Source organism: Pseudomonas sp. DE0010 (genome assembly GCF_007680745.1).
Lineage (GTDB): Bacteria > Pseudomonadota > Gammaproteobacteria > Pseudomonadales > Pseudomonadaceae > Aquipseudomonas > Aquipseudomonas parafulva_B.
Genome location: NZ_VEJQ01000030.1, coordinates 18,919 through 41,982, shown reverse-complemented (window position 1 = coordinate 41,982; position 23,064 = coordinate 18,919). Strand labels below are relative to the sequence as shown.

At 60.5% G+C, this 23,064-nt stretch carries 18 protein-coding genes; 6 read left to right on the top strand and 12 right to left on the bottom strand.

What is annotated here, in order from left to right; translation table 11 throughout:
- Positions 1-100: 100 nt before the first annotated feature.
- The 3 genes from FS767_RS19380 to FS767_RS19370 all read left to right on the top strand — a co-directional run bounded on the left by FS767_RS19380 (position 101) and on the right by FS767_RS19370 (position 3,568).
- Positions 101-1,402 carry a murein hydrolase activator EnvC gene (locus tag FS767_RS19380; protein WP_144967521.1) on the top strand — a complete coding sequence of 434 codons (1,302 nt, stop codon included), beginning with the start codon at positions 101-103 and terminating at the stop codon, positions 1,400-1,402.
- A gap of 74 nt (positions 1,403-1,476) precedes the next feature.
- Positions 1,477-2,793, top strand: coding sequence for a S41 family peptidase (locus tag FS767_RS19375; protein WP_058604251.1), 1,317 nt, complete (start codon positions 1,477-1,479; stop codon positions 2,791-2,793).
- A gap of 7 nt (positions 2,794-2,800) precedes the next feature.
- Positions 2,801-3,568, top strand: coding sequence for a divergent polysaccharide deacetylase family protein (locus FS767_RS19370; RefSeq protein ID WP_100850627.1), 768 nt, complete (start codon positions 2,801-2,803; stop codon positions 3,566-3,568).
- A gap of 32 nt (positions 3,569-3,600) precedes the next feature.
- Here FS767_RS19370 and FS767_RS19365 read toward each other — a convergent pair whose 3' ends face one another.
- From FS767_RS19365 to FS767_RS19335, 7 genes are all read right to left on the bottom strand, one after another.
- Positions 3,601-8,277, bottom strand: coding sequence for a DUF6543 domain-containing protein (locus FS767_RS19365; RefSeq protein ID WP_144967519.1), 4,677 nt, complete (start codon positions 8,275-8,277; stop codon positions 3,601-3,603).
- A 187-nt stretch (positions 8,278-8,464) separates the two neighbouring features.
- Entirely contained in the window at positions 8,465-11,653 is a 3,189-nt protein-coding gene (locus tag FS767_RS19360) for a dermonecrotic toxin domain-containing protein (protein WP_371921603.1), read from the bottom strand.
- Between the two features lie 51 nt (positions 11,654-11,704).
- On the bottom strand, positions 11,705-11,959 hold the full coding sequence (locus tag FS767_RS23585; RefSeq protein WP_371921602.1) for a hypothetical protein: 255 nt from the start codon (positions 11,957-11,959) through the stop codon (positions 11,705-11,707).
- 26 nt (positions 11,960-11,985) lie between these two features.
- Complete coding sequence (locus FS767_RS19350) at positions 11,986-12,471, bottom strand: hypothetical protein (RefSeq protein ID WP_144967513.1); 486 nt, start codon at positions 12,469-12,471, stop codon at positions 11,986-11,988.
- Positions 12,468-12,704 (bottom strand): hypothetical protein, encoded by a 237-nt coding sequence (locus tag FS767_RS19345; protein WP_144967511.1) that lies wholly within the window; start codon positions 12,702-12,704, stop codon positions 12,468-12,470. Before FS767_RS19345 ends, FS767_RS19350 begins: the two co-directional genes overlap by 4 nt.
- Positions 12,705-13,115 carry a hypothetical protein gene (locus FS767_RS19340; RefSeq protein WP_144967509.1) on the bottom strand — a complete coding sequence of 137 codons (411 nt, stop codon included), beginning with the start codon at positions 13,113-13,115 and terminating at the stop codon, positions 12,705-12,707.
- A gap of 85 nt (positions 13,116-13,200) precedes the next feature.
- Positions 13,201-15,204, bottom strand: coding sequence for a BCCT family transporter (locus FS767_RS19335; RefSeq protein WP_058639166.1), 2,004 nt, complete (start codon positions 15,202-15,204; stop codon positions 13,201-13,203).
- Between the two features lie 476 nt (positions 15,205-15,680).
- On the opposite strand from FS767_RS19335, the gene betI reads away from it, so the two are divergent.
- The 3 genes from betI to betA all read left to right on the top strand — a co-directional run bounded on the left by betI (position 15,681) and on the right by betA (position 19,682).
- Entirely contained in the window at positions 15,681-16,334 is a 654-nt protein-coding gene (gene betI, locus FS767_RS19330) for a transcriptional regulator BetI (protein ID WP_023533018.1), read from the top strand.
- Between the two features lie 38 nt (positions 16,335-16,372).
- Positions 16,373-17,845 (top strand): betaine-aldehyde dehydrogenase, encoded by a 1,473-nt coding sequence (betB, locus tag FS767_RS19325; RefSeq protein ID WP_144967507.1) that lies wholly within the window; start codon positions 16,373-16,375, stop codon positions 17,843-17,845.
- Between the two features lie 145 nt (positions 17,846-17,990).
- Entirely contained in the window at positions 17,991-19,682 is a 1,692-nt protein-coding gene (gene betA, locus FS767_RS19320; RefSeq protein ID WP_023532909.1) for a choline dehydrogenase, read from the top strand.
- A gap of 38 nt (positions 19,683-19,720) precedes the next feature.
- Here the strand turns inward: betA and hisF are convergent, their stop codons facing one another.
- From hisF to hisB, 5 genes are all read right to left on the bottom strand, one after another.
- Positions 19,721-20,491, bottom strand: a complete 771-nt coding sequence (gene hisF, locus FS767_RS19315) for an imidazole glycerol phosphate synthase subunit HisF (protein WP_058604246.1) — start codon at positions 20,489-20,491, stop codon at positions 19,721-19,723.
- Between the two features lie 83 nt (positions 20,492-20,574).
- The gene (hisA, locus tag FS767_RS19310) at positions 20,575-21,324 is read right to left on the bottom strand and encodes a 1-(5-phosphoribosyl)-5-[(5-phosphoribosylamino)methylideneamino]imidazole-4-carboxamide isomerase (RefSeq protein ID WP_144967505.1); all 750 of its coding nucleotides are present in this window, start codon (positions 21,322-21,324) and stop codon (positions 20,575-20,577) included.
- A 27-nt stretch (positions 21,325-21,351) separates the two neighbouring features.
- Complete coding sequence (locus tag FS767_RS19305) at positions 21,352-21,612, bottom strand: DUF2164 domain-containing protein (protein WP_144967503.1); 261 nt, start codon at positions 21,610-21,612, stop codon at positions 21,352-21,354.
- A complete protein-coding gene (gene hisH / locus FS767_RS19300) occupies positions 21,613-22,251 on the bottom strand; it encodes an imidazole glycerol phosphate synthase subunit HisH (protein WP_058604243.1) in 639 nt (212 codons plus the stop codon).
- Positions 22,252-22,845 carry an imidazoleglycerol-phosphate dehydratase HisB gene (gene hisB, locus FS767_RS19295; protein WP_023532883.1) on the bottom strand — a complete coding sequence of 198 codons (594 nt, stop codon included), beginning with the start codon at positions 22,843-22,845 and terminating at the stop codon, positions 22,252-22,254.
- Positions 22,846-23,064: the final 219 nt, after the last annotated feature.

Sequence of the window (23,064 nt, the reverse complement as noted above, 5' to 3'; positions counted from 1 at the left end):
AGAAGCACGGGCCAGTTCGCGGCCCTTTCCTGTGGCGTGTAGCGTGCAGCCTGCCGCTCATTCATACTAGGCCAGTCTCCATCCCCGGTATGCCAAACCCATGCTTCGCGCCCTGATCCTTCTCGCCTTGTCTTGCCTGCTCACCCCGGCGTTCGCCGACGAGCGCGCACAGACCCAGCAGCAACTGGACGCCACCCGCCAGGACATCGCCGAGCTCAAGAAAACCTTGGGCAAGCTCCAGGAAGAAAAGGCCGGCGTGCAGAAAGACCTGAAGGCCACCGAAACCGACATCGGCAACCTGGAGAAGCAGGTGGAGGCCCTGCAGCAGCAGCTAAAAAAGACCGAGGGCGAGCTGGAGCGCCTTGATACCGAGAAAAAAAAACTCCAGAGCGCCCGCGTTGAACAACAGCGGCTGATTGCCATCCAGGCCCGTTCGGCCTATCAGAACGGCCGTGAGGAATACCTCAAGCTGCTGCTCAACCAGCAGAACCCGGAAAAATTCGCGCGAACACTCACCTACTACGACTACCTGAGCAAGGCGCGCCTGGAGCAACTGCGCGCCTTCAATGACACCCTGCGCCAACTGGCCGGTGTCGAACGCGACATCGGCAGCCAGCAAGCGCAATTGCTGGCCCAGCGCGCCGATCTCGATACCCGCCGCCAGGCGCTGGAAGTCGAACGAGGCAAGCGCCGCGAAGTGCTGGCCAAGCTCAACGGCGATGTGAAGGACCGCGACCAGAAGCTGCGCGCCCGCGAGCAGGACCAGGCCGACCTTTCCAAGGTACTCAAGACCATCGAGGAAACCCTGGCCCGCCAGGCGCGTGAAGCCGAGCAGGCACGCCAACGCGCACTGCTGGCCCAGCAGGAGGCGGAAAAACGTCGCCAGCAAGAGGCACTCGCCGCCGCAGCCCGTGACAAGGCGCCCGAGCCAGTCGAACCACCTCGCAAGGCCCGCGCGACCCTCGGGCCCATGGTTTCGAGCGACGGTGCCAGTTATGGCGGCGCATTTTCTGCGTCCCGCGGAAAACTTCCATGGCCCGTCAATGGTCGATTGCTGGCACGCTTCGGGGATGCCCGTGGCGGTGATTCACGCGCCAAGTGGGACGGGGTGACGATCAGTGCCAACCCCGGTACCCAGGTGCGGGCTGTCCATGGCGGCCGTGTGGTGTTCGCCGACTGGTTGCGTGGCGCCGGCCTTCTGGTCATTCTCGACCACGGCAATGGTTACCTGAGCCTGTATGGCCACAACCAGAGCCTGCTCAAGAGCGCCGGAGACGTCGTCAAGGCGGGCGAAGCTATTTCGACAGTCGGCGATAGCGGTGGCCAGGAGGCTGCCGGTCTGTATTTCGCCATCCGCCAGCAGGGCCGGCCTTCCGACCCCTCCCAGTGGTGCCGCGGCTAGTCAAACTTGTGGCGCAGCGTGTGCTGTGCCCATGCTCCGAAGGGAGCGTCTACAGGATCAGGAGTTCGTTCGACATGCTGCACTCGCCCCGTCTTACCCAGCTGGCCCTGTCCATCGCCCTGGCGGTCGGCGCACCCCTGGCCATTGCCGCAGAGCCTGCCAAGGCGGCTGCCGTGCCCGTCACCGAGGTCACTGCCAAGGCGCCGCTGCCGCTTGAAGAGCTGCGCACCTTCGCCGAGGTCATGGACCGTATCAAGGCGGCTTACGTCGAGCCTGTCGATGACAAGACGCTGCTGGAAAACGCCATCAAAGGCATGCTCAGCAACCTCGACCCTCACTCGGCCTACCTGGGCCCTGAAGACTTCCAGGAGCTTCAGGAAAGTACCAGCGGTGAGTTTGGCGGCCTGGGCATCGAAGTCGGCCAGGAAGACGGTTTCATCAAGGTGGTCTCGCCCATCGATGACACCCCAGCGTCCAAGGCCGGCGTGCAGGCGGGCGACTTGATCGTGAAGATCAACGGCGCACCGACACGCGGCCAGACCATGACCGAGGCCGTGGACAAGATGCGCGGCAAGGTGGGCGACAAGATCACCCTGACGTTGGTGCGCGATGGGGGTACGCCGTTCGATGTGACCCTTGCCCGTGCAGTCATTCAGGTTAAAAGCGTCAAGAGCCAACTGCTCGAGAACGACTACGGCTATATCCGCATCACCCAGTTCCAGGTCAAGACCGGCGACGAAGTGGGCAAGGCCTTGGCCAAGCTGCGCAAGGACAACGGCAAGAAGCTGCGCGGCGTGATCCTGGACCTGCGCAACAACCCGGGGGGCGTGTTGCAGTCGGCGGTGGAAGTGGCTGACCACTTCCTGACCAAGGGCCTGATCGTGTACACCAAAGGGCGGATCGCCAATTCCGAGCTGCGCTTCTCGGCTGACCCTGCCGATGCCAGCGAAGGTGTGCCACTGGTGGTGCTGATCAACGGCGGCAGCGCCTCGGCCTCGGAAATCGTCGCGGGCGCCTTGCAGGACCAGAAGCGCGGCGTGCTGATGGGCACCGACAGTTTTGGCAAGGGCTCGGTCCAGACCGTGCTGCCCCTGGCCAACGACCGTGCCCTTAAGCTGACCACTGCCCTGTACTTCACCCCCAACGGTCGCTCCATCCAGGCCCAGGGTATCGTGCCGGACATCGAGGTCCGCCAGGCCAAGCTTACGGCCGAAGCGGACAACGACAACTTCAAGGAAGCCGACCTGCAGGGGCACCTGGGCAACGGCAATGGTGGCGCCGACCGTCCCACTGGCAGCAGCAAGCGCAAGGAGCGGCCGCAGGACAACGACTTCCAGCTGAGCCAGGCCCTGAGCCTGCTCAAGGGCCTGAACATCACCAAAGGCAGCTGAGCCACCCATGCGTTATTTGCTGTATCTGCTGATCGGGCTGATGGCGGGCGTGGCGCACGCGGCGCCCACCAGCCAGGCCTACATGAGCATCATCATCGATGACCTCGGCCAAAGCCCCGAACGCGACAGTCGAACCCTGGCGCTGCCGGGGCCGGTGACCATGGCCATCATGCCTGACACCCCGCATGCCACCGATTTCGCCCGCCAGGCGCATAAGGCGGGTAAAACCGTCATCCTGCACATGCCCATGGACCCGGCCACCGGGCCCTATGCCTGGCACCCCGGCGTGCCGCAAGACGAGCTTGCCAGGCGTCTTGATGCGGCCCTGGCCAAGGTGCCTTATGCCGCTGGCGTGAACAACCACATGGGCAGCCGCATGACGGCACAACGCGACGCCATGACCTGGTTGATGGGTGAGCTACAGCGCCGCGACCTGTTCTTCGTCGACAGCCGCACCAGCGCTGCGACCGTGGCCGCGGCACAAGCCCAGGCACAGGGCACGGCGAACGTGTCCAGGGATGTGTTTCTGGATGATGAGCGCACGCCTGAGGCAATTACGCGCCAACTGCACCAAGGCATCGCCCTGGCGCGCAAGCAGGGCTCGGCGGTGCTGATTGGCCACCCGTATCCACAGACCCTCGAAGTGCTGGAGCGCGAGTTGCCAAACCTCACGCGACAGGGTGTGAAGCTGATCAACCTACAGCAGATGATTGCCGAACGAAGCAACCTGGCCATGCCCGCCCATGGCAAGCAAGGCCGCTACAGCAACCGTTGAGCGGGCATCGCGAACGATGCCCGTCAAGCAGGTCATGTGAACGGAATGATGCCCCGTGCCTGTTCCAGCGTCAGCCTTCCTCGGTGCAGACGAAGGCCTGACTGAGCAGCCAACTGGCTGCTCATGCGACGTTGCTTCCAGGTTTTCAAATGCCCGACGGTGAAGTCTTCGGCAAACGCATCGGGCGACTCGAAGTGAAAATGGGCGGCCCAGAGGTTGCGTTTGCTCGGCAGGCGCAGGATTTTGTATTCGTCGAAGGCAGTGCCATTTTGCATGGTTCGCCGTTCCACATATTCCACCTTGAGCAAGCCTTCGTCGTGCAGGAACTTCAGAGCCTCGGCAGAAGGATAGTTGGTGTCCGTATAGAGCGTTGTGAGCTGAAGTTTCTTGTCCGCCCGTAGTGCATCGGCGTACCGCTCCAGCGCCCTGAGTAGTATGTCGTTGCCGCCCCCGTCCCGGACGACGGCTGCCGCTTGATCCATTTTTTCGAGCTGGGCGTCGTAAAGCTGCACCAAGGCGCCACTTTTGATGTCGTTCTTCACATAGGCTTCAGCCTTTTCCTTGATCGCATCGCTTTCCTCGATCAACGATTGCACCCACAGGCTCAAATCTGCAGGTGGTGGCTCAGTGGAGAATGAAGGCCGTCTGGCAGGCTCGCGCTGCTGCCATTGCCCGTCCACTTGCTCGAAGGTCGCCAACAGCTCATTGCTGAACGATTCACGAACTTCCAATATGGGTTGTCCGTCCACAATGACTTGCGTGCCAAACAGCAACTGCCCGTGTGCATTGCGGACCAAATGCTGCGGTGTGTCGGAAGCCTTGTAAGGTGAGCGTGCGATGGACGTGCTGCTGCCCTGGCCCCCATCTTGTTCGCGCGCCGCTTCGAGCAGGCGCCGGCCGGCATCGAGCTTGAGCTTTTCCACATGTGCGCGATAACGGTCGAGCATGGCTGGCTCAATCAGCTTGCCGCCGTTTCTGCGGATACGATCACTGTTGAGCAGGGCTGCGGAGTACTCATCCCAGGCTTCCTGCAGGATCGTGATCCGATCCTGGGCTCCAAGATTGGCGAAATCCAGTTCGCCATGGGCTTCAGCCGCATTGCGCAATGCGATACCTGCCAGACCGTCACGGTAGCCGAAGAGTTTTTTCTGGCCCGCTGCATCGTCAAGGTGCAGTGCTAGATCCGCCAAGTTGAGTACCTGATGGAAACGCATCTGTACGGTGGTGAATTTGCGCAACGCAATCAACTCGCCTGTCGTCCGCGGTGCATCGCCGTCCGGGCCTACGATTTCAAAGTCATCGGGGGTATCGGCGAGCTGTTGATCGAGGTGTTCAAAGGCAGTCAGCACGCGGTCTTGCATATCGACAACAAGCGTCAATCGTTGTCGGAAGCGCTGATACTCAGCCCTCACCTGCGTCAGGTCTTGCCCCTCGATACGCTTTTGCAGCTCGCCGAGGCCAGCATAATCGCTGAGGCTCCACAGCTCGGTCACGACGAAATCATTGTTTCGGATGATATTTGCGCGAGTCGTGACCTCGTAGTCTGGCAAAATTTCATTCCACCCGCCTTTTTCCAGTTCGGTGCGATACTTCGGCTCTTTCATGGCTGAGAGCAGCGGCAGGATCGCTGTATCTGCAACAACGGCAGTTTCCAATTGCTGAACGGCAGCTTTTCGCATGCTGACGGCCTCAGCCTCCCATTGAGCAATACGCGCATCGAACTGGTCGATCAGCAGCTGGAGTTTCTGTGATTCCTCATCTGGCGGAAGCGCCGCTTGGGCTTGATGTGTACTCTCTCTGCGAGCTCCAAGCGCAGTTAGCTTCGCTTGCAAGCTCACCACTTCAGCGCCTAGCCGGTGGAACTCATTGGAAGCCGCCACCCTGCGTTCATCATGGTCATTGATCGCTTTGTGCAGCTTACGGAATTGGCTGGCAAGGCTAGCGCGGGTACCGCTGCGGTTCATACCTCCTGAGAGGCGCAGCGACGAATCTATGCGCCACACGCTGTCAGCCCGGATCAACCATGGCCCTGGGTTAGCTTTGTTATCGACCACTCGAACACCGGCAGGGGAATGCTCCACACGGTAAACCTCATCGGCGAGCATGACGTAATGATTGCCACCCACCAGGTAGAGCCCGGCAGTGTCCCCAGTGCTCAAAGGTGCATGTCCGGCGAGTGAAACGCTGGAACGCATGCCGAGCAGTGCAGTTTTCTGAGCCGCAGGCAACCAGTTGAAGCCCTGTTGACCGCGCCAGGAGAAGTCAAGCCACCGGCTGGACAGCGCGGCTTGCGCCTGACCCTCAGGCAGGTCGGTGTGAGTGGGATTTACAGCTAATTCGGCAAAAGCCCCACGCTGGGGTGCAGCGCCCATGAACGCCCCGGCATCAAGGGGTGGGTCAACAACACTTGGCTGCACACGGGGACGCTGGGCATGCAGCAAGGTCATCCCCATGTTGAGCAGCAGGTCGACAATGGCGGCAGAGCGACTGAAGGCACTCCCTTGCTCTAGAGCAACCAGGTCATTTTCCAGCGCGGTCATCAACTGCACCAGCCAGGCAACCGAAGCAATCGGACCCGAGACCGCCAGGGTCGCTACATCAAACAGAAGCCAGGCACCTTCGGTGAGGGTCTGCCAACGGTTTTCGGCATTTGACACAGTGTGTGCTTCGGCAAGCTGTACGAGCAGCTCACAATTGGCGGTATACAGCTTCTCATCGATATCCGAGCGCCAGAATTCAACGGACAATGTTGCTGGAGCCGGCGTTTCAGGCGGTGTGAAAAAGTCCTGGTTCAGCACGGCAATGTGCGGCTCCAGGAAGCCACCGTTTTGGTAAACCGCCTGAGCTGCCGGCTCCATCCAGGGCAAGATGCTGTTTTGCAGCACCTCCGACTCCTGAACGTGTCTTAGCAAGGCGTCGAGGCTTGCGTACTGGCGAAGCGTATCTTGCTTGAACAGCGGCCGATACAGCAGTACCAAAGCTGGCTCGGTGCAGTAAAGCACATACATGCCGCTGACCTTGTCAGCATGCCGCGATGACGCGCTGCGTCGAAACACCAGCGGCAGAAGTAGCACCCGCGGGCTGGCCATATCCACATGCCCCGCGCAGAAATCAACCACGCACTGCAAGCCGTTTTCCTTGACCTTGCCGTCAGTCATACCTGTGACGGCACTGGCGAGCAAAGCGCTTCGCCATTCTCTACCCATCTTCCGAACCCGTTCGGCACGCTTACCCGGGTCTTTCAACGTGTCGGCTACATACAGGGGGTAGTGCGCGCCGATATCAACTTTGGAGACAAGCTGCCTGGTGGCATCAGCATCGAGCCATTCAGGAAGGTCGCCACCGCTGCGGAGTCGGATCCGGGTGATGATCGCGCCATTGAGCGATACCAGGTTACCAATGGCGAACTCTGTCAGGTTCTTGCTACCCGCATATTCAAGAGGCTCGCCACCGCCTGCGCCGGTAGCGGCACCACCCGGGACCCCGTGTGCCATCGCCAGGTCCAGCACAATATCGTCGGGTGGGCGGCTATCTTGATAGTCCTCAATCATTTGCTGGATGAGGCGTTGACGGGTGTAAGACTCAAGCGACTCGATGCCATCAAGCGCTGCCACGCCGTCCGACTCGAGTTGGTAGGTCGCAATTTGAACCAGTGCAGCGCCCCAGGCGAACGTGTTCTTGCCGGCAGTGTTCCACAACCCAGGCGGCGTACTTACTGCGGGAGTGTCGTTTTCATAACTGATGAACCAGTCAGCGATATCGCTCAGTTTGGCGAAACGGGCTTCGAGGGCTGTGACATCGCTCAAGCCATGCACGTATGCTGTATCGACCCGGTCGAACAGTGCCTGCAACAACAGCGAGGTTTGTACTGCAAAGACATTTCCCTCGATTGGGTAACGGGCCCAGCTCATACGATCAAACGCGTAGCGTTGCGCCAACTCATCACGCAAGGCACTACTGAAATCGCTTAACGAGTCAAAGCTGCGCACGATACCCGATGGTGCGCACCACAGAACGGCTTCTCGCTCGTCCCATTCCCCGCAAACCAGCAAGTTACACAGCCCTTGTTCATGCTCCAGCGAGCTATCACCCAGCGTAACCCGAACGGCATAAACGGCTGCATGGTTTGGTTCAGCGCCGATCAGGCCTCTGAGGCAGGCCTGCTCTTGCGCGTCCAGGTCCTGCAGGGGCAAACCCCGCAAGAGCGCAGTCTTGAGCAGCAGCTGCATCCAGTGATCACGGGTGATGCCAGCGTCGCTCTGACTGTTCCAGTACTGCAACTGAGCCTCACAGAAGCGTTGAGGTAGTTGCTCGACTAACTCATTAAGCGCTGCAGTGACCCCACTCAATTGTCGAGTATCCAATGGGGTCTCGGAGCCTGCAAAGCGAAAATCTGCGGTCAACCCCACATTGTGGTGACGCCCATCGGGCAAAGGCTCCAGATCGAGTGGCTCAGACGCGAGCATGGCTTTAAGTATTCGATCTACGAAAGGTTCAGTCGTCCAGTAGGGTGTAGCGGGGTCTGGGCTGTCCAAGGTCAGGGGGTCTGCGGACGTCAGCGTAGGCGTGGTGAAGGCCAGCCATGGCAGTTCGTCGTTCAAAAGCTGCAACAACTGCTCGCTGGCCACCTGTCGCAGCGTTGGCCTGCTTGAAAAATGCCTGGCTACTGCCTGCTTGAAATCGAATATGGGCGTTGCAGGATTGTTCATGTTTACACACCTCTTGAAAAACCAAGAGGCTGCTGCAAGTGGCAAGGTCCGCGTCACTACATATTGCTTGGCCTGGATTTAGCACCGTGATTCACAGTGAATGAGTCGAGGCCTACGTTCATTAGCCACAGACCGCGATGTGCTCTGCCACCTGGCAGCGAGCAGAGCACAGGCCACAGCAGCATCGTTACTCGAATGGAATGATGCCCTCCACATCGCCTTTGCGTAGCTGGCCACGGTAGATGGAGAGCACCTCTTGTTTCTTCGCTGCTCGCAGCACAGCTTGATGCCCAAGCCTGCGCTGCTCCCACAATTTCAGATGCCCACGAGAAAAGTCCCGATCTGCCGTGTCCACGGCAGGATAATGAAAGTGAGCCTCCCAAATAGGCTTACCTGATACCCGTTTGATCTCGTAGGTATCCAAATAGTCATTTGTTCCCAACGGCACCCTGCGATCGGCTCGGCTAATGGTAATCTCGCCCAGTTCGTGAAGGAATTTGAGCGCGTTCAAGGTAGGGGTTTTGCAGGTCAGGTAATAGGTCTTGAGCAGCTCCTGACGATGGTCGTCAAGCTCGGTGATTGCATGCTCGATTCGCCCCCTTAACGCACTTTCAGCATCAGTTCGAGGCAACAACGCCAGGTTGGTTTTGAGATCTTTGACGTGCTCGTCGACAATCGTGGCCAACCCTAAAGGCTCATTCTTGACGAAGAATTTCCTTGCCATCGCAACCGTGGCATCAACGTTACTGATCAGTTTCTGCGCTTGTCGACGTAACTCGCTTACTTTGATGGCAGGGCTCGGCGGCTGTTCCGCAGTTCCTGACGGCTCGACCTCTTGCCACTGGCTATCCTGCCGGCGAAAGGTTCTCAACACCTTCGCATGACTGTCCACTTGCTGCAGGACGGGCAGGCCTGCGTCGTCGACGCTCTCGACACCCACTACGTTACGTCCCTGCTTGGTTCTGACCATTCGACGCACACCGCCGCGCGGGGCATAGACGGGCGCGCGTGGTGCAAAGGTTTTGTTCTGCTCGACCTCACGAATATTGGCCTGCATTTCCTCACTGGCCAAAAGCTTCAACCGGCGCAGCTCTTCCAGATACTGCTGGAGCTTATCGAGTCGGATAGCTTCAGGTTTGGAGCCGGCCAGATATTGCGCCCTGCCAATGGCCTCCTCGTACGCATCGATCACGTCATTGAGCACAGCGACTCGCTCTTCGACAGACAGGCTACTGCCAGCTAATTCACCATGTGCACTGCCCGCACTCTTAAGTGCTTTTCCAACCAACATTTCGTTGTACGCGTTGATCTGCTCTTCGGAGGCACCTCGTAGACGATCAAGTGACAATTCGCCAAGGTCTTCAAGCAGTCGAAACTCAAGATCAATGGCGTTCAATTGGCGCTGTTGGATGATTCTGGTCAGTTCAAGATGCTTGTTTTCGCTCTTGCCATCAGCATCCTGGAACACAATGTCATTGTCGGCTCGGGTGCTCTCAAGTAGAGGGTCAAGTTTTGCGGCCAAGGCAAGCATATCTTTGGCCCACTGCGTCACCCGCTCGAGCGAGGCAGTCAATCGGTTGTAGCGTTGCTGCTGCTCCTCAGTGGTAGGTAGGACTGCGATTTCATCAAGCTGTGCGTCTATGGACTCTTCATTGATCATGACCGCCAGCAAGTTGTAATACGTCTCGCAGGACGCCAACAGGCCACGTCGGATGATACTGCGTTGATAAGCTACCGTGGTCGAGACAAGCTGACTGGAAGGTCTTACCGATCCGCCCGACATGAGCAGAGCGTCGTGCTCGCGGTCGTGTTTGATGATCGCGTCCAGGTCTTTGCACACATACTGGCGCTGCCCCCTTCTGACTTGACGCAGTAGGCTGATCATTTCCAGTTGCTGTGTATCGGGCGTTTCGACTCGCTCAAGTTCCTCAAGTTTTTCGGTGGTCTTATCCACTTCAGAAGCATGTCGGTCATAGGTCGCGGCCAATGCTTCGCGCACATACGTCAAGCGCGCATCCTCTTCACGCATGCTCTCTTCGCGGCGCATGTTCTCTTCGCGTACGAGCTGAAGACGGCTCTTGGGCATGCCACCTAGCAAGCGTTGGCCCGAGTCGATACGCCATGCCCCGCCCACACGCTTCAACCATGGGCCAGGCTTGCCCTGCGCATCCTTGATGCGCACGCCTTCGGCATCGACCGATACAGCAAAGGTGCCCATCAGCATCTTTGCGTAGCGTTGCCCATTGACCGTGTAAAGACCTGCGGCCTCCCCACTGGAAGCGGGCGAGTGCTGTTCCAGATCGATCTGCACGCGCAAACCCAAGACCTTGCTGCGCATTTCGGTTGGTAAGGCATTGAACCCCTCCCCACCAGAGAAAGAGAAATCCATGATCGCCTGCGCCTTGGTGACCGGCCCAGGGAGATAGACTTTGCCTTGCCTCGGCACATCGGCATCGGCCAGCACCGGGAGTGTGGATCCCGGCGCCAACGTTGAAGGCCGTATGGCATCGGGTAGCTCTACTGGCTTGGCGGCAGTTTTTGGTCCGAACACATGCCCCAGCGCCATCACCAGGTTGAGCACGATGTCCACCACGGCAGCCGAGCGCTCGAACGCCGTACCCTCACGGATGGCTTTTTCATCAGCTGCTGCGGCGTTGAGCGTTTGGACCATCCAGGCTACAGCGCCGACGGGGCCACTCACCAACATGGACGCTACGTCGAACAGTAACCAGGCACCTTGAGTGAGAATCGCCCACTGGCTTTCTGCGTTAGCGACCGAACTGCGCTCGGCCAGATCGACCAGCAAATCGCGGTTGGCTCTGTATAGTTTTAGATCGACATCGTTCAGCCAGGGCTTGGCCCAGAATTGCGCAGGGACTACACGCCCGGGCAAGATCGAGGTATCGATGATCGAATGCCCCAGATGAGGCTTGCCGAACCCGCCGTGGTCATAGACCGGGCGCACGTCAGGCGTTAGCCAGTCAAGGATGCTGGTCTGCAGCTCGGCATTGTCGCGTACCTCAGCCATCAAGGCGTCTGTGCTGGTGAATTCCAGCACGGCCTTACCGCCGTAAAGCGGCCTGTACAGCACAACGGTTCCTGGCGTCTGATTGACCAGGACATACATGCCATGTACCTGATCGTATTGCTCACTGTCCGGTGCACGTCGCAATGCGAATGGCATCAATGTGCTGGCCGGTTGCGTTGCGTCCACCCTGCCGCCGCAATAATCGGAAATAGCCTGAAGACCGACTTCGCTCAACCGGCGAGTCAATTTTGCCTGCAAGGCGCTATGCAGGAATGCGCTTCGCCATTCTCCTGCGAAGCGTTTGACCCGCTCAGGCTGGCGCTGCGCGTCGTCGAGATGGGTGACCACATACGCGGGGTAAGTGGCGCCAATATCCACTCGCCAGACAAGCTGCTTGAGCTAGTCGACGGTCAACCAATCCATGATCAGCTGATCTTCACGGTGACTGATGGCGGTGATGGTCGCTTGCCCGAGCGAACTCAGGTTACCAATGGCGAAATCCGTCAAGGTAATGGTGTGCTTTTCCACAACGCCGTCGCCGGCGCCCGTACCTGCTCCGCCAGGAACCCCGTAGGCAGTGCTCAATTCCAGAAGCACATCATCGGGGAAATAATTGGCATCGACCGGATGGTCCTGCAACAGCTGCTTGCGCAACTGCTGGCTGGTGTAGCTGTGGAGATCTAGAATTCCGGACAGTGCACCTGCCCGTCGGAGTTGGCCTGGGCCAGGGCGATCTCGAAAAAGGCGCTCTGGCAAGCGAAGCTATCGGCCGCTGCCACCTGAAGCACCCCCTTGGGCGCCTTCTGGAAATCGGACTGGTCAACGTAGCCTTCGATGAACCAGTGCGAAGGATCACTCAGCGCAAAGTAGCCCTGCTCCAGCTCCTTGATGTCTGTCAGAGGTACCTTGTACAGGTCCTTCACTTGTCCCAGCATGAGCTCCTGCATCATGGCCGCTTGCTGCGCAAAGGGGTCCCCTTCAAGCTCATGCCGATGCCAGACCATCCCTTGCTCGTCCACAAGGCCGGGATACTCCTGCTGTAGGGCCTGCGCAAATTCATCCAGCGTCTCGAACGCCCAGACCACGCCGGACGGCTTGCACCACAGCACTGCCTCACCCTCATCCCACTGTCCCTGTACGATGAGATCGGGCAGGAATCGGCTCACGGTGCGGTTTTGGAAAGGGCGTGCCATCTCCACCATGAAACAGTCGGCCGCTCACTGGGGCTGCCCAACAGTCCACGCAGGCATGCCTGTTGGCGAGCGTTCATACCGTGCAGTGACAGGTTGTGCAGCAGCGCCGTTTTCATGACCAGCTGCAGCCAGCGATCGCGGCTGACGCCCATGCTGCCGACAGCACGCCAGTACTTGACCTGTGCCGCGTTGAAGTAGTCGTCCAATTAAAGCAGCAGGTCTTCGAAGGCAGGTTGCAGAGCGAAGAGATCGATTTGATCGCCCTCTGCTGTTTCATGCGGATCGGGGATGGCGAAGAAATGTTTGCCGTTGAGCAGCAGATACTGATTGATGTTGGCCACTGGCGCGAAGTCCAGCACCCGGTTGTGCAGCTTGGCCTTGAGTATCTCGTCTACCAGCGGAAGGATCGTTGAGTTTTGCCCATCGGGGTTCGCCCTGACCAGGCTCAGCTGGTTGGCATCCTTGAGCGTGGGGCGATGAACGGCGATAAGAGGGTAGTGCGCTATCAGCAGGCCCATGATCTGTCGGCTGGCTACCTGTCGTAAGGTAGGCCGACCAGAAAACTGCGCGTTGACCTGGGCTTTGAAGTCGTATGAAGCGGCTCTAGCGGTGGGCATGGTGGGCCTCCTTGAATCGGGAAACCCACCGTAGTCACGCACGTGTGGTCATTGGCCGTACATATTGCTAAGCCAGGGTCATGCGTCAGCTGTATACCCGCCCCAATACCTGTCGATGGCTCTCGAACTGGTCCAGCACATCGCGCACGATTTGTTCAGGCGCAAAGCCCATCAGGTCATACTCCTGGCTGCCGTCGTGCAAATACACTTCGGCGCGGTAGAAGCGTTGCCGTACCTCGGGCTCACCCTCGGCCGGGGCTTCTGTCGGTGCAGCCATGTAACCATCGAGGCTGACTTCATAGACGAAGGGGTTGCCTTCTTCCATCATCACCCGCAGGCCCATCATGTTGCGCGACTGGCCGACCCGGGTCTCGACGTCGAAGCCCTGGGTTTGCAACTGGGCCGCTGCATCCTTCAACGCAGGGCTTACCTGCTTGTCCATGAAGCGCTGCACCACCGCCTGGGTCGGTTGCAGCTCGAGTTGAGTCAGGCGCTCACTGAAGCCTCGGCGGCCACGTGCGGCCAGTTCGGCCCGCTCCTGCTCCATGGCCACGTCCTGCCGCATGGCCTTGTACAAGCCGAACATGAACAGCACCAGCACCACCGAGAACGGCAGGCCTGCCAGCACCACCATGGTCTGCATGGCTTCGAAGTTGCCGGCGAACAACAGGCCGATGGTGACCAGGGTGATGATCACCGACCAGAACACCACCATCCAGTGCGGTGCGTCCTCGTCGACCTTGCCACCTTTGCACGACAGGTTGGCCATCATGACTGCGCCGGAGTCCGCTGGGGTCAGGAACAGCACGAAGCCAACAAACACGGCCACCCCGATCACGATCTTCGCTGCCGGGAAATATTCCAGCAGTTGGTAGATCGACATGGAGGGCTGCTCGAGGGCGGTCTTGCCCAGTTCCACGGCGCCATGGTTGATCACCAGGTCCAGGGCGGTATTGCCGAAGATCGACAGCCACGCCAGGGTGAAGCCCAGCGGGATCAACAGCACACCGCTGACCAGCTGGCGCACGGTACGGCCCTTGGAGATTCGGGCAATGAACATGCCCACGAACGGGCCCCAGGAAATCCACCAGGCCCAATAGAACACCGTCCACAGACCCAACCAGCGTTCGGACTTGCCCGCCTCGCCCTCATACACATACAGGTCGAAGGTTTTCAGCACGATGCCGTTGAGGTAGTCGCCCACGTTCTGCACGAAGCCGTTGAGCAGGTGCAGGGTTTCGCCGCCCAACAGGACGAAGATCAGCAGGCCACTGAACAGCGCGATGTTCAGGTTGGACAGGCGGCGGATGCCGTTTTCCACGCCCGAGACCGCTGCCACTGTGGCAACACCAGCCATTACCAGAATCACCACCAGCAGGTTGGTCTTGCTGTGGTCCATGCCGAACAGGTATTCAAGCCCCGACGCGACCTGCATCGAGCCGATCCCAAGGTTGGTGACCAGGCCCAGCAGGGTCACGAACATGCCGAAGATATCCACAGCGTTGCCGGCAGCGCCCTTGACCCAGCGCTCGCCCACCAGTGGATAAAGTGCCGAGCGCAGTGCCAGCGGCTGGTTGTGACGGTAGGCGAAATAACCCACGGCCAGGCCCACCAGGGCGTAGATCGCCCAGCCGTGCAGGCCCCAGTGCAGGAACGTAAGCTGCAGGCCCTGACGCGCCGCTTCCAGGCTGGCCGGCGTGCCTTCGGGCGGATTGAAGTAGTGATCCAGTGGCTCGGATGCCCCGAAGTACAACAGCGATATACCGATGCCCGACGAGAACAGCATGCCGGCCCAGGCGCCGTAGCTGAAGTCAGGCTGGTCTTCCTTGCCGCCCAGCTTGAGCTTGCCGTAGTCGGAAAACGCCAGGTAGATGACGAACAGCAAGTAGCCGCAGATCACCAGCATGTAGTACCAGCCGAAACTGCGCGTCAGCCACTGCTGGGCGACGCCCAGTACGCGGCCGGCAGTTTCAGGAACAGCGATAAGCAAGGCAGTCAGAACGAGGATCATCAGCGCCGAGGTGTAGAACACCACGCGGTTGACCCGTACCCTCTCGGCGGGGGGTTTGGTTAGTGAGGCAGAACTCATTGCAAGAAGGCTCCGGGCAGAACGGCAGTGGAGGCTAATCGGTCTTCCTGAGCATTTGGTGGAATACCCCCACTGCATCAGGTGTTATAAAAGCACCCTGGGAATCGCGGTTTCGAACCGATCCGCTGCAACACATACGCCGCTACCACCGCTTCATAACGCTGCGCACGGTTGAAAGTGCGCGCATTGGTCACAGGGATATCGCCCGATCCTGAGGCATGTCGCAGGTTTTCCACGCTGCGACGGCGTCTGCGTCCTTTATCGATCGCCCCCGGTACAAGCCTTGCCGGCCCTGGGTTTGCGCGATTTCCTAAGGTTTCAATCGATGCCGCTGGAGCCGCCACATGGGCTGTCAATGGCACAAATTGTCGCAGAGCTTATTCTTTATTGATTGAACGTTCAATCAAAACAAAATAGACTGGTCTTCGCCGAGTCAGACGCTGGTCGTCTGCTCGCAGACCTGAGGAGAAAGCAAGATGCCCAAGGTCGGTATGCAACCCATCCGCCGTCAGCAGTTGATCGAAGCCACGTTACAAGCGGTCGATCAGGTCGGTCTGGGGGACGCCAGCATTGCGCTCATTGCCCGTTTGGCCGGCGTGTCGAACGGCATCATCAGTCACTACTTTCGGGACAAGAACGGCCTGATCGCAGCGACGATGGGCTACATCATGAGCATGCTCAACGAAGGCGTGCGAGCGCGCCGCCAGGCGTTGACGGACGATGCGCCGCGCGCCCACCTGAAAGTGATCATCGAGGGCAACTTCGATGCCAGCCAGGTGAATGGCCCGGCGATGAAAACCTGGTTGGCCTTTTGGGCTTCCAGCATGCACCAGCCCGATCTGCACAGGTTGCAACGGATCAACGACCACCGTTTGTACTCCAACCTGTGTTGCCAGTTTCGCCGCGTGCTGCCGCTTTACCATGCACGCAAGGCAGCCCGCGGGCTGGCGGCCCTGATCGACGGCCTGTGGCTGCGTGGAGCCTTGTCGGGGGATGCCTTCGACACCGACCAGGCGATACGGATCGCTTACGAATACATGGATCTACAACTGGCCAAGCAGCACACACTGGGCACCGACCCTGCTGCTGAAAAACGGCGCACGGCCTCTGCCAGCACGGCAGGAGCGTGACGCCCGGCCTACTCACACATTGCACTTGCGAGGACACTATGGCCCGTTTCGGAACGCAAAAACTCTACATCGATGGCGGTTACGTCGACGCTGGCACCGACGCCACCTTCGAAGCCATCAACCCGGCTACCGGCGAAGTGCTTGCCCACGTGCAACGCGCCACCGAGGCTGACGTCGAGAAGGCTGTCGAAAGCGCCGAGCGCGGCCAGAAAGTGTGGGCGGCCATGACTGCCATGCAGCGCTCGCGCATCCTGCGCCGCGCCGTGGACATCCTGCGCGAGCGCAACGACGAGCTGGCCATGCTGGAAACCCTGGACACCGGCAAGTCCTACTCCGAAACCCGCTACGTCGACATCGTCACCGGTGCCGACGTGCTGGAATACTACGCAGGCCTGGTCCCTGCCATCGAAGGCGAGCAGATTCCGCTGCGCGAATCGTCCTTCGTCTACACCCGCCGCGAGCCGCTGGGCGTGACTGCCGGTATCGGCGCCTGGAACTACCCGATCCAGATCGCCCTGTGGAAATCCGCACCGGCCCTGGCTGCCGGCAACGCCATGATCTTCAAGCCGTCGGAAGTCACCTCGCTGACCACCCTCAAGCTGGCCGAGATCTACACCGAAGCCGGCCTGCCGGACGGCGTGTTCAACGTACTGACCGGCAGCGGCCGCGAAGTCGGCAGCTGGCTGACCGAGCACCCGCGCATCGAGAAGATCTCCTTCACCGGCGGCACCACCACCGGCAAGAAGGTCATGGCCAGCGCCTCGAGCTCCTCGCTCAAGGAAGTGACCATGGAGCTGGGTGGCAAGTCGCCGCTGATCATCTGCGCCGACGCCGACCTGGACAAGGCCGCCGACATCGCCATGATGGCCAACTTCTACAGCTCGGGCCAGGTGTGCACCAACGGTACCCGCGTGTTCATCCCAACCGAGCACAAGGCCGCCTTCGAAGCCAAGATTCTCGAGCGCGTAGCGCGTATCCGTGCCGGCAACCCGGAAGATGAAAACACCAATTTCGGCCCGCTGGTCAGCTTCCAGCACATGGAAAGCGTGCTGGGCTACATCGCCAAGGGTAAGGAAGAAGGTGCCCGCGTACTGTGTGGCGGCGAGCGCCTGACCGAAGGCGACTTCGGCAAGGGTGCCTTCGTGGCCCCGACGGTGTTCACCGACTGCCGCGACGACATGACCATCGTCAAGGAAGAGATCTTCGGCCCGGTCATGAGCATCCTCAGCTACGAGACCGAGGAAGAAGTGATCCGCCGCGCCAACGACACCGAATACGGCCTGGCTGCCGGTGTGTGCACCAACGACCTGAACCGTGCCCACCGCATCATCCACCAGCTCGAAGCGGGCATTTGCTGGATCAACGCCTGGGGCGAGTCGGCAGCCGAAATGCCGGTGGGCGGCTACAAGCAATCGGGCGTTGGCCGCGAGAACGGCATCAGCTCGCTGGCCCAATACACCCGCATCAAGTCGGTACAGGTCGAGCTGGGCGACTACGCCTCGGTCTTCTGACCGGCCGTAGCACGCCAGCCCATGCTGCAGGACAGCGCCGGTCGTTGACCGACCGGCCCCTGCAGCACTCATCCATTTGTGCGTCAGGCCAGGCTGCACCAGGTGCAGCGCCAGACGCGCAACTGCTTCCGGAGGAAGCTTCCCCATGGAATACGATTACATCATCGTTGGTGCCGGCTCTGCCGGTAACACCCTGGCTACTCGCCTTACCGAAGACGCAGGCACCACCGTGCTGCTGCTCGAAGCCGGCGGCCCTGACTATCGCTTCGACTTCCGTACCCAGATGCCAGCTGCCCTGGCCTTCCCGCTGCAAGGCCGCCGCTACAACTGGGCCTACGAGACCGATCCGGAGCCGCACATGGACGGCCGCCGTATGGAATGTGGCCGTGGCAAGGGCCTGGGTGGCTCCTCGCTGATCAACGGCATGTGCTACATCCGCGGCAACGCCCTGGACTTCGATGGCTGGGCTGAGCTGCCAGGCCTGGAAGACTGGGCCTACCTGGACTGCCTGCCGTACTTCCGCAAGGCCGAAACCCGCGACATCGGCCCCAACGACTACCACGGTGGTGACGGCCCATTGAGCGTGGCCACGCCCAAGGCTGGCAACAACCCGCTGTTCAACGCCATGGTCGAGGCTGGCGTACAGGCCGGCTACCCGCGCACCGAAGACCTCAACGGCTACCAGCAGGAAGGCTTCGGCCCGATGGACCGTTCGGTGACCAAGAATGGCCGCCGCTCCAGCACTGCCCGCGGTTACCTGGACCAGGCCAAGAAACGCCCCAACCTGACCATCGTGACCCACGCCCTGAGCGACCGCGTACTGTTCGACGGTAAGCGCGCCATTGGTGTGAGCTACCTGGTGGGCGACAGCGAAGAGCGCGTCGAAGCACGTGCCCGCAAGGAAGTGATCGTCAGCTCCGGCGCCATCGCCACGCCGCAACTGCTGCAGCGCTCCGGCGTGGGCCCGCGCGCCCTGCTCGAAAGCCTGGACATCCCGGTCGTTCACGACCTGCCAGGCGTTGGCGAAAACCTGCAGGATCACCTGGAACTGTACCTTCAGTACGCGTGCACCCAGCCCGTCTCGCTGTACCCGTCGCTGCTGTGGTGGAACCAGCCGGCCATCGGCGCCGAGTGGCTGTTCAACGGTACCGGCATCGGGGCCAGCAACCAGTTCGAGGCCGGCGGTTTCATTCGCTCGCGCCCTGAATTCAAATGGCCGAACATCCAGTACCACTTCCTGCCGGTGGCCATCAACTACAACGGCTCCAAGGGCGTCAAGGAACATGGCTTCCAGGCGCACATGGGCTCGATGCGCTCGCCTAGCCGCGGCCGCGTCCAGGTCAAGTCCAAGGACCCACGCCAGCACCCAAGCATCCTGTTCAACTACATGGCCACCGAGCAGGATTGGGAAGAATTCCGTGACGGTATTCGCCTGACCCGCGAAATCATGGCCCAGCCAGCGCTGGACCCGTACCGTGGTCGCGAAATCAGCCCAGGTGCGCACGTGCAAACCGATGAAGAGCTGGACAAATTCATCCGTGAGCACGCCGAAACCGCCTACCACCCATCGTGCTCGTGCAAGATGGGCACCGACGACATGGCAGTGGTCGATGGCGAAGGCCGCGTGCATGGCATGCAGGGCCTGCGTGTAGTGGATGCGTCGATCATGCCGATCATCATCACCGGCAACCTCAACGCCACCACCATCATGATTGCCGAGAAAATCTCGGACAAGATCCGTGGCCGCAAGCCGTTGCCGCGCAGCACCGCCAAGTACTACGTGGCCAACGACGCGCCGGTCAAAGGCAAGCCCATGCGTGAAGTGAAGCAGGGCTGATCACCAAAGGGGCTGCCTGGCAGCCCCTTTTTTTCGGGTCAGCGAACGACTATTCCGCGCGCTGCCATATAGGCCTTGGCCTCAGGCACCGTGTACTCCCCAAAATGGAAAATGCTGGCAGCCAACACGGCACTGGCATGCCCTTGCAAGATGCCATCGGCCAGGTGCTGAAGGTTACCCACCCCGCCCGAGGCGATCACCGGGATGCTCAACGCATCGCTGATGGCACGGGTCACGCCCAGGTCGAACCCGTTCTTCATGCCATCCTGGTCCATGCTGGTCAGCAGGATTTCGCCCGCACCCAGGTCCTGCATCTTCTTCGCCCACTCCACCGCGTCCAGGCCGGTCGGCTTGCGCCCGCCATGGGTGAAGATTTCCCAGCGCGGGGTTTCACCCGGGCCTGATACCTGCTTGGCATCGATGGCCACGACGATGCACTGGGAACCGAAACGGTCCGCCGCCTCGCCCACGAAGTCCGGGTTGAACACGGCGGCAGTGTTGATCGATACCTTGTCGGCACCGGCATTGAGCAGGTTGCGGATGTCCTGCACGGTGCGCACCCCACCCCCCACGGTCAGCGGGATGAACACCTGGCTGGCCATGCGCTCGACGGTGTGCAGGGTGGTATCGCGACCATCGACGCTGGCCGTGATGTCGAGGAAGGTGATCTCGTCTGCACCCTGCTCGTTGTAGCGCCGGGCAATCTCCACCGGGTCGCCGGCATCGCGGATGTTCTCGAACTTGACGCCCTTGACCACACGGCCGTTGTCCACGTCCAGGCAAGGGATGATGCGTTTAGCTAAAGCCATGAGAGGGCTCCTGGGAAGCAACTGCAAGCAGCAAGCGTGGGGCGACACGGGAGACGCCACAGGCGCCCCCTTGTCGCGCTCGCTTAGCGCTGGCCAATGCTCGGGTAGTTGTCACAGAAGGCCTGGGCCTCGGCTACGTCGAGGGTGCCCTCGTAGATGGCGCGGCCGGTGATGGCGCCAATGATGCCGGGCGCCTTGGCTTCGAGCAGCGCCTTGATGTCGCCCAGGTTGTGGATGCCACCCGAAGCGATCACCGGAATCAACGTGGCTTCTGCCAGGGCCTTGGTGAACGGCACGTTGCAGCCCTGCATCATGCCGTCCTTGGCGATGTCGGTGTAGACGATCGCCGAGACGCCATCGGCCTCGAAGCGCCTGGCCAGGTCGATGACCTGCACGGTGCTCACTTCGGCCCAGCCATCGGTGGCGACGAAGCCGTCCTTGGCGTCCAGGCCGACGATGACCTTGCCAGGAAAGGCCTTGCAGGCCTCGGCTACGAATTCAGGCTGCTTCACCGCCTTGGTGCCGATGATCACGTAGCTGACGCCAGCCTTGACGTAATGCTCGATGGTTTCCAGCGAGCGAATGCCGCCACCGATCTGGATCGGCAGGGTCGGGTAGCGCTTGGCGATGGCGGTGACCACTTCACCGTTGACCGGCTGGCCTTCGAAGGCACCGTTGAGGTCGACCAGGTGCAGGCGACGGCAGCCGCCCTCGACCCACTTGGCGGCCATGCTCACTGGGTCATCGGAAAATACCGTGGAATCTTCCATGCGGCCCTGGCGCAGACGCACGCAGGCACCGTCCTTCAGATCGATAGCGGGGATAATCAGCATCTTGGGAACCTGTCCGTTCTTGGGGTTTCAGGGCTTCTCGAGCGCCCACAGATCGCTTTCGATGCTCTCGAACCGCTCCTTGAGGTGCAGTTGAACATCGGCGATCGCCCTGTTGTAGTAATGGGGTGCAATGTGAAGGGTGAACAGTTCGAGCACCTCGGCGACCTCGAACGACCCCAGCTCCAGCTCGAAGCGGTCTTCGAGAAAGCGCTTGAGCGTATCGAGCGCTTCACGCTCCTGCTCGGGGGCCAACGTGAGGATCGGCGCCTTGGTCTTCGAACGGCTCATTTACCAGCGCCCGTCCCAGGCCACGAAGTTCTGCAGCAGTTGCAGGCCATGGGTATGGCTTTTCTCCGGGTGGAACTGGACCGCGAAACGCGAACCATCGGCCAGCGCCGCGGCGAAATCGACGCCGTAATGGCCACGGCCGACCACCTGGGTGGGCTTGCCGGCGGCTATGTAGTAGCTGTGCACGAAATAGAAACGCGCCCGGTCGCTGATGTCGTGCCACAGAGGGTGATCGACGCTCTGGCTGACTTCGTTCCACCCCATGTGCGGCACTTTCAGATGCTCGCCGTCTTCTTGCAGGTCTTTGCCGAACAAGCGCACCTGGCCCGGGAACAGGCCAATGCAGTCGACGCCGTCGTTTTCTTCACTGTGCTCGAGCAGCGCCTGCATGCCTACGCAGATGCCCAGGAATGGGCGATCCTGGCTTACTTCACGCACCAGGCTGTCAAAGCCCAGGCGGCGAATCTCGGCCATGCAGTCGCGAATGGCACCAACGCCTGGGAAGACCACCCGGTCCGCTTCGCGGATCACCGCTGCATCACTGGTGACCAGTACCTTGCCGGCGCCGACGTGCTCAAGCGCCTTGGCCACCGAGTGCAGGTTGCCCATGCCATAGTCGATTACCGCTACCGTCTGCATTTACAGGCACCCTTTGGTGGACGGCATCTGCCCGGCCATGCGCTCGTCGAGGGTAACAGCCATGCGCAGTGCGCGGCCGAAGGCCTTGAACACGGTCTCGATCTGGTGGTGGGTGTTGTGCCCCCGCAGGTTGTCGATGTGCAACGTGACCAGGGCGTGGTTGACGAAGCCCTGGAAGAACTCCTGGAACAGGTCGACGTCGAAACCGCCGACGCTGGCACGGGTGTAAGGCACATGCATCTGCAGGCCGGGGCGGCCGGAAAAGTCGATGACCACGCGCGACAATGCTTCGTCCAGCGGCACATAGGCGTGGCCGTAGCGGAAGATGCCTTTCTTGTCGCCGATGGCCTGGGCGAACGCCATGCCCAGGGTGATACCGACGTCCTCGACGGTATGGTGATCGTCGATATGCAGGTCGCCCTTGCACTCGATATCCAGATCGATCAGCCCATGGCGGGCGATCTGGTCCAGCATGTGTTCAAGGAAAGGCACGCCGATATCGAATCGGGCCTTGCCACTGCCATCGAGGTTGATCGAGCACTTGACCTGGGTTTCCAGGGTATTGCGCTCGACGGAAGCCTTACGTTCGACCATCACCAGCTCCGCAAAATCATTAGGCGAAAAGGGCTGCATTATAGGCGCAGATGGCCGCTGCTTGGAACGCGCAAGACATATGGCAAGCCCAGTCATGACGGGCTCGGATACCGCTACAGGTCTATACAACCGGGAGGCGATGATCGCTTTTGTACTAACCGGAGGGTCGCCACTGAACGCGGCCCTGTTGCACTTGCCGACAGCATCGATGCCACGGGG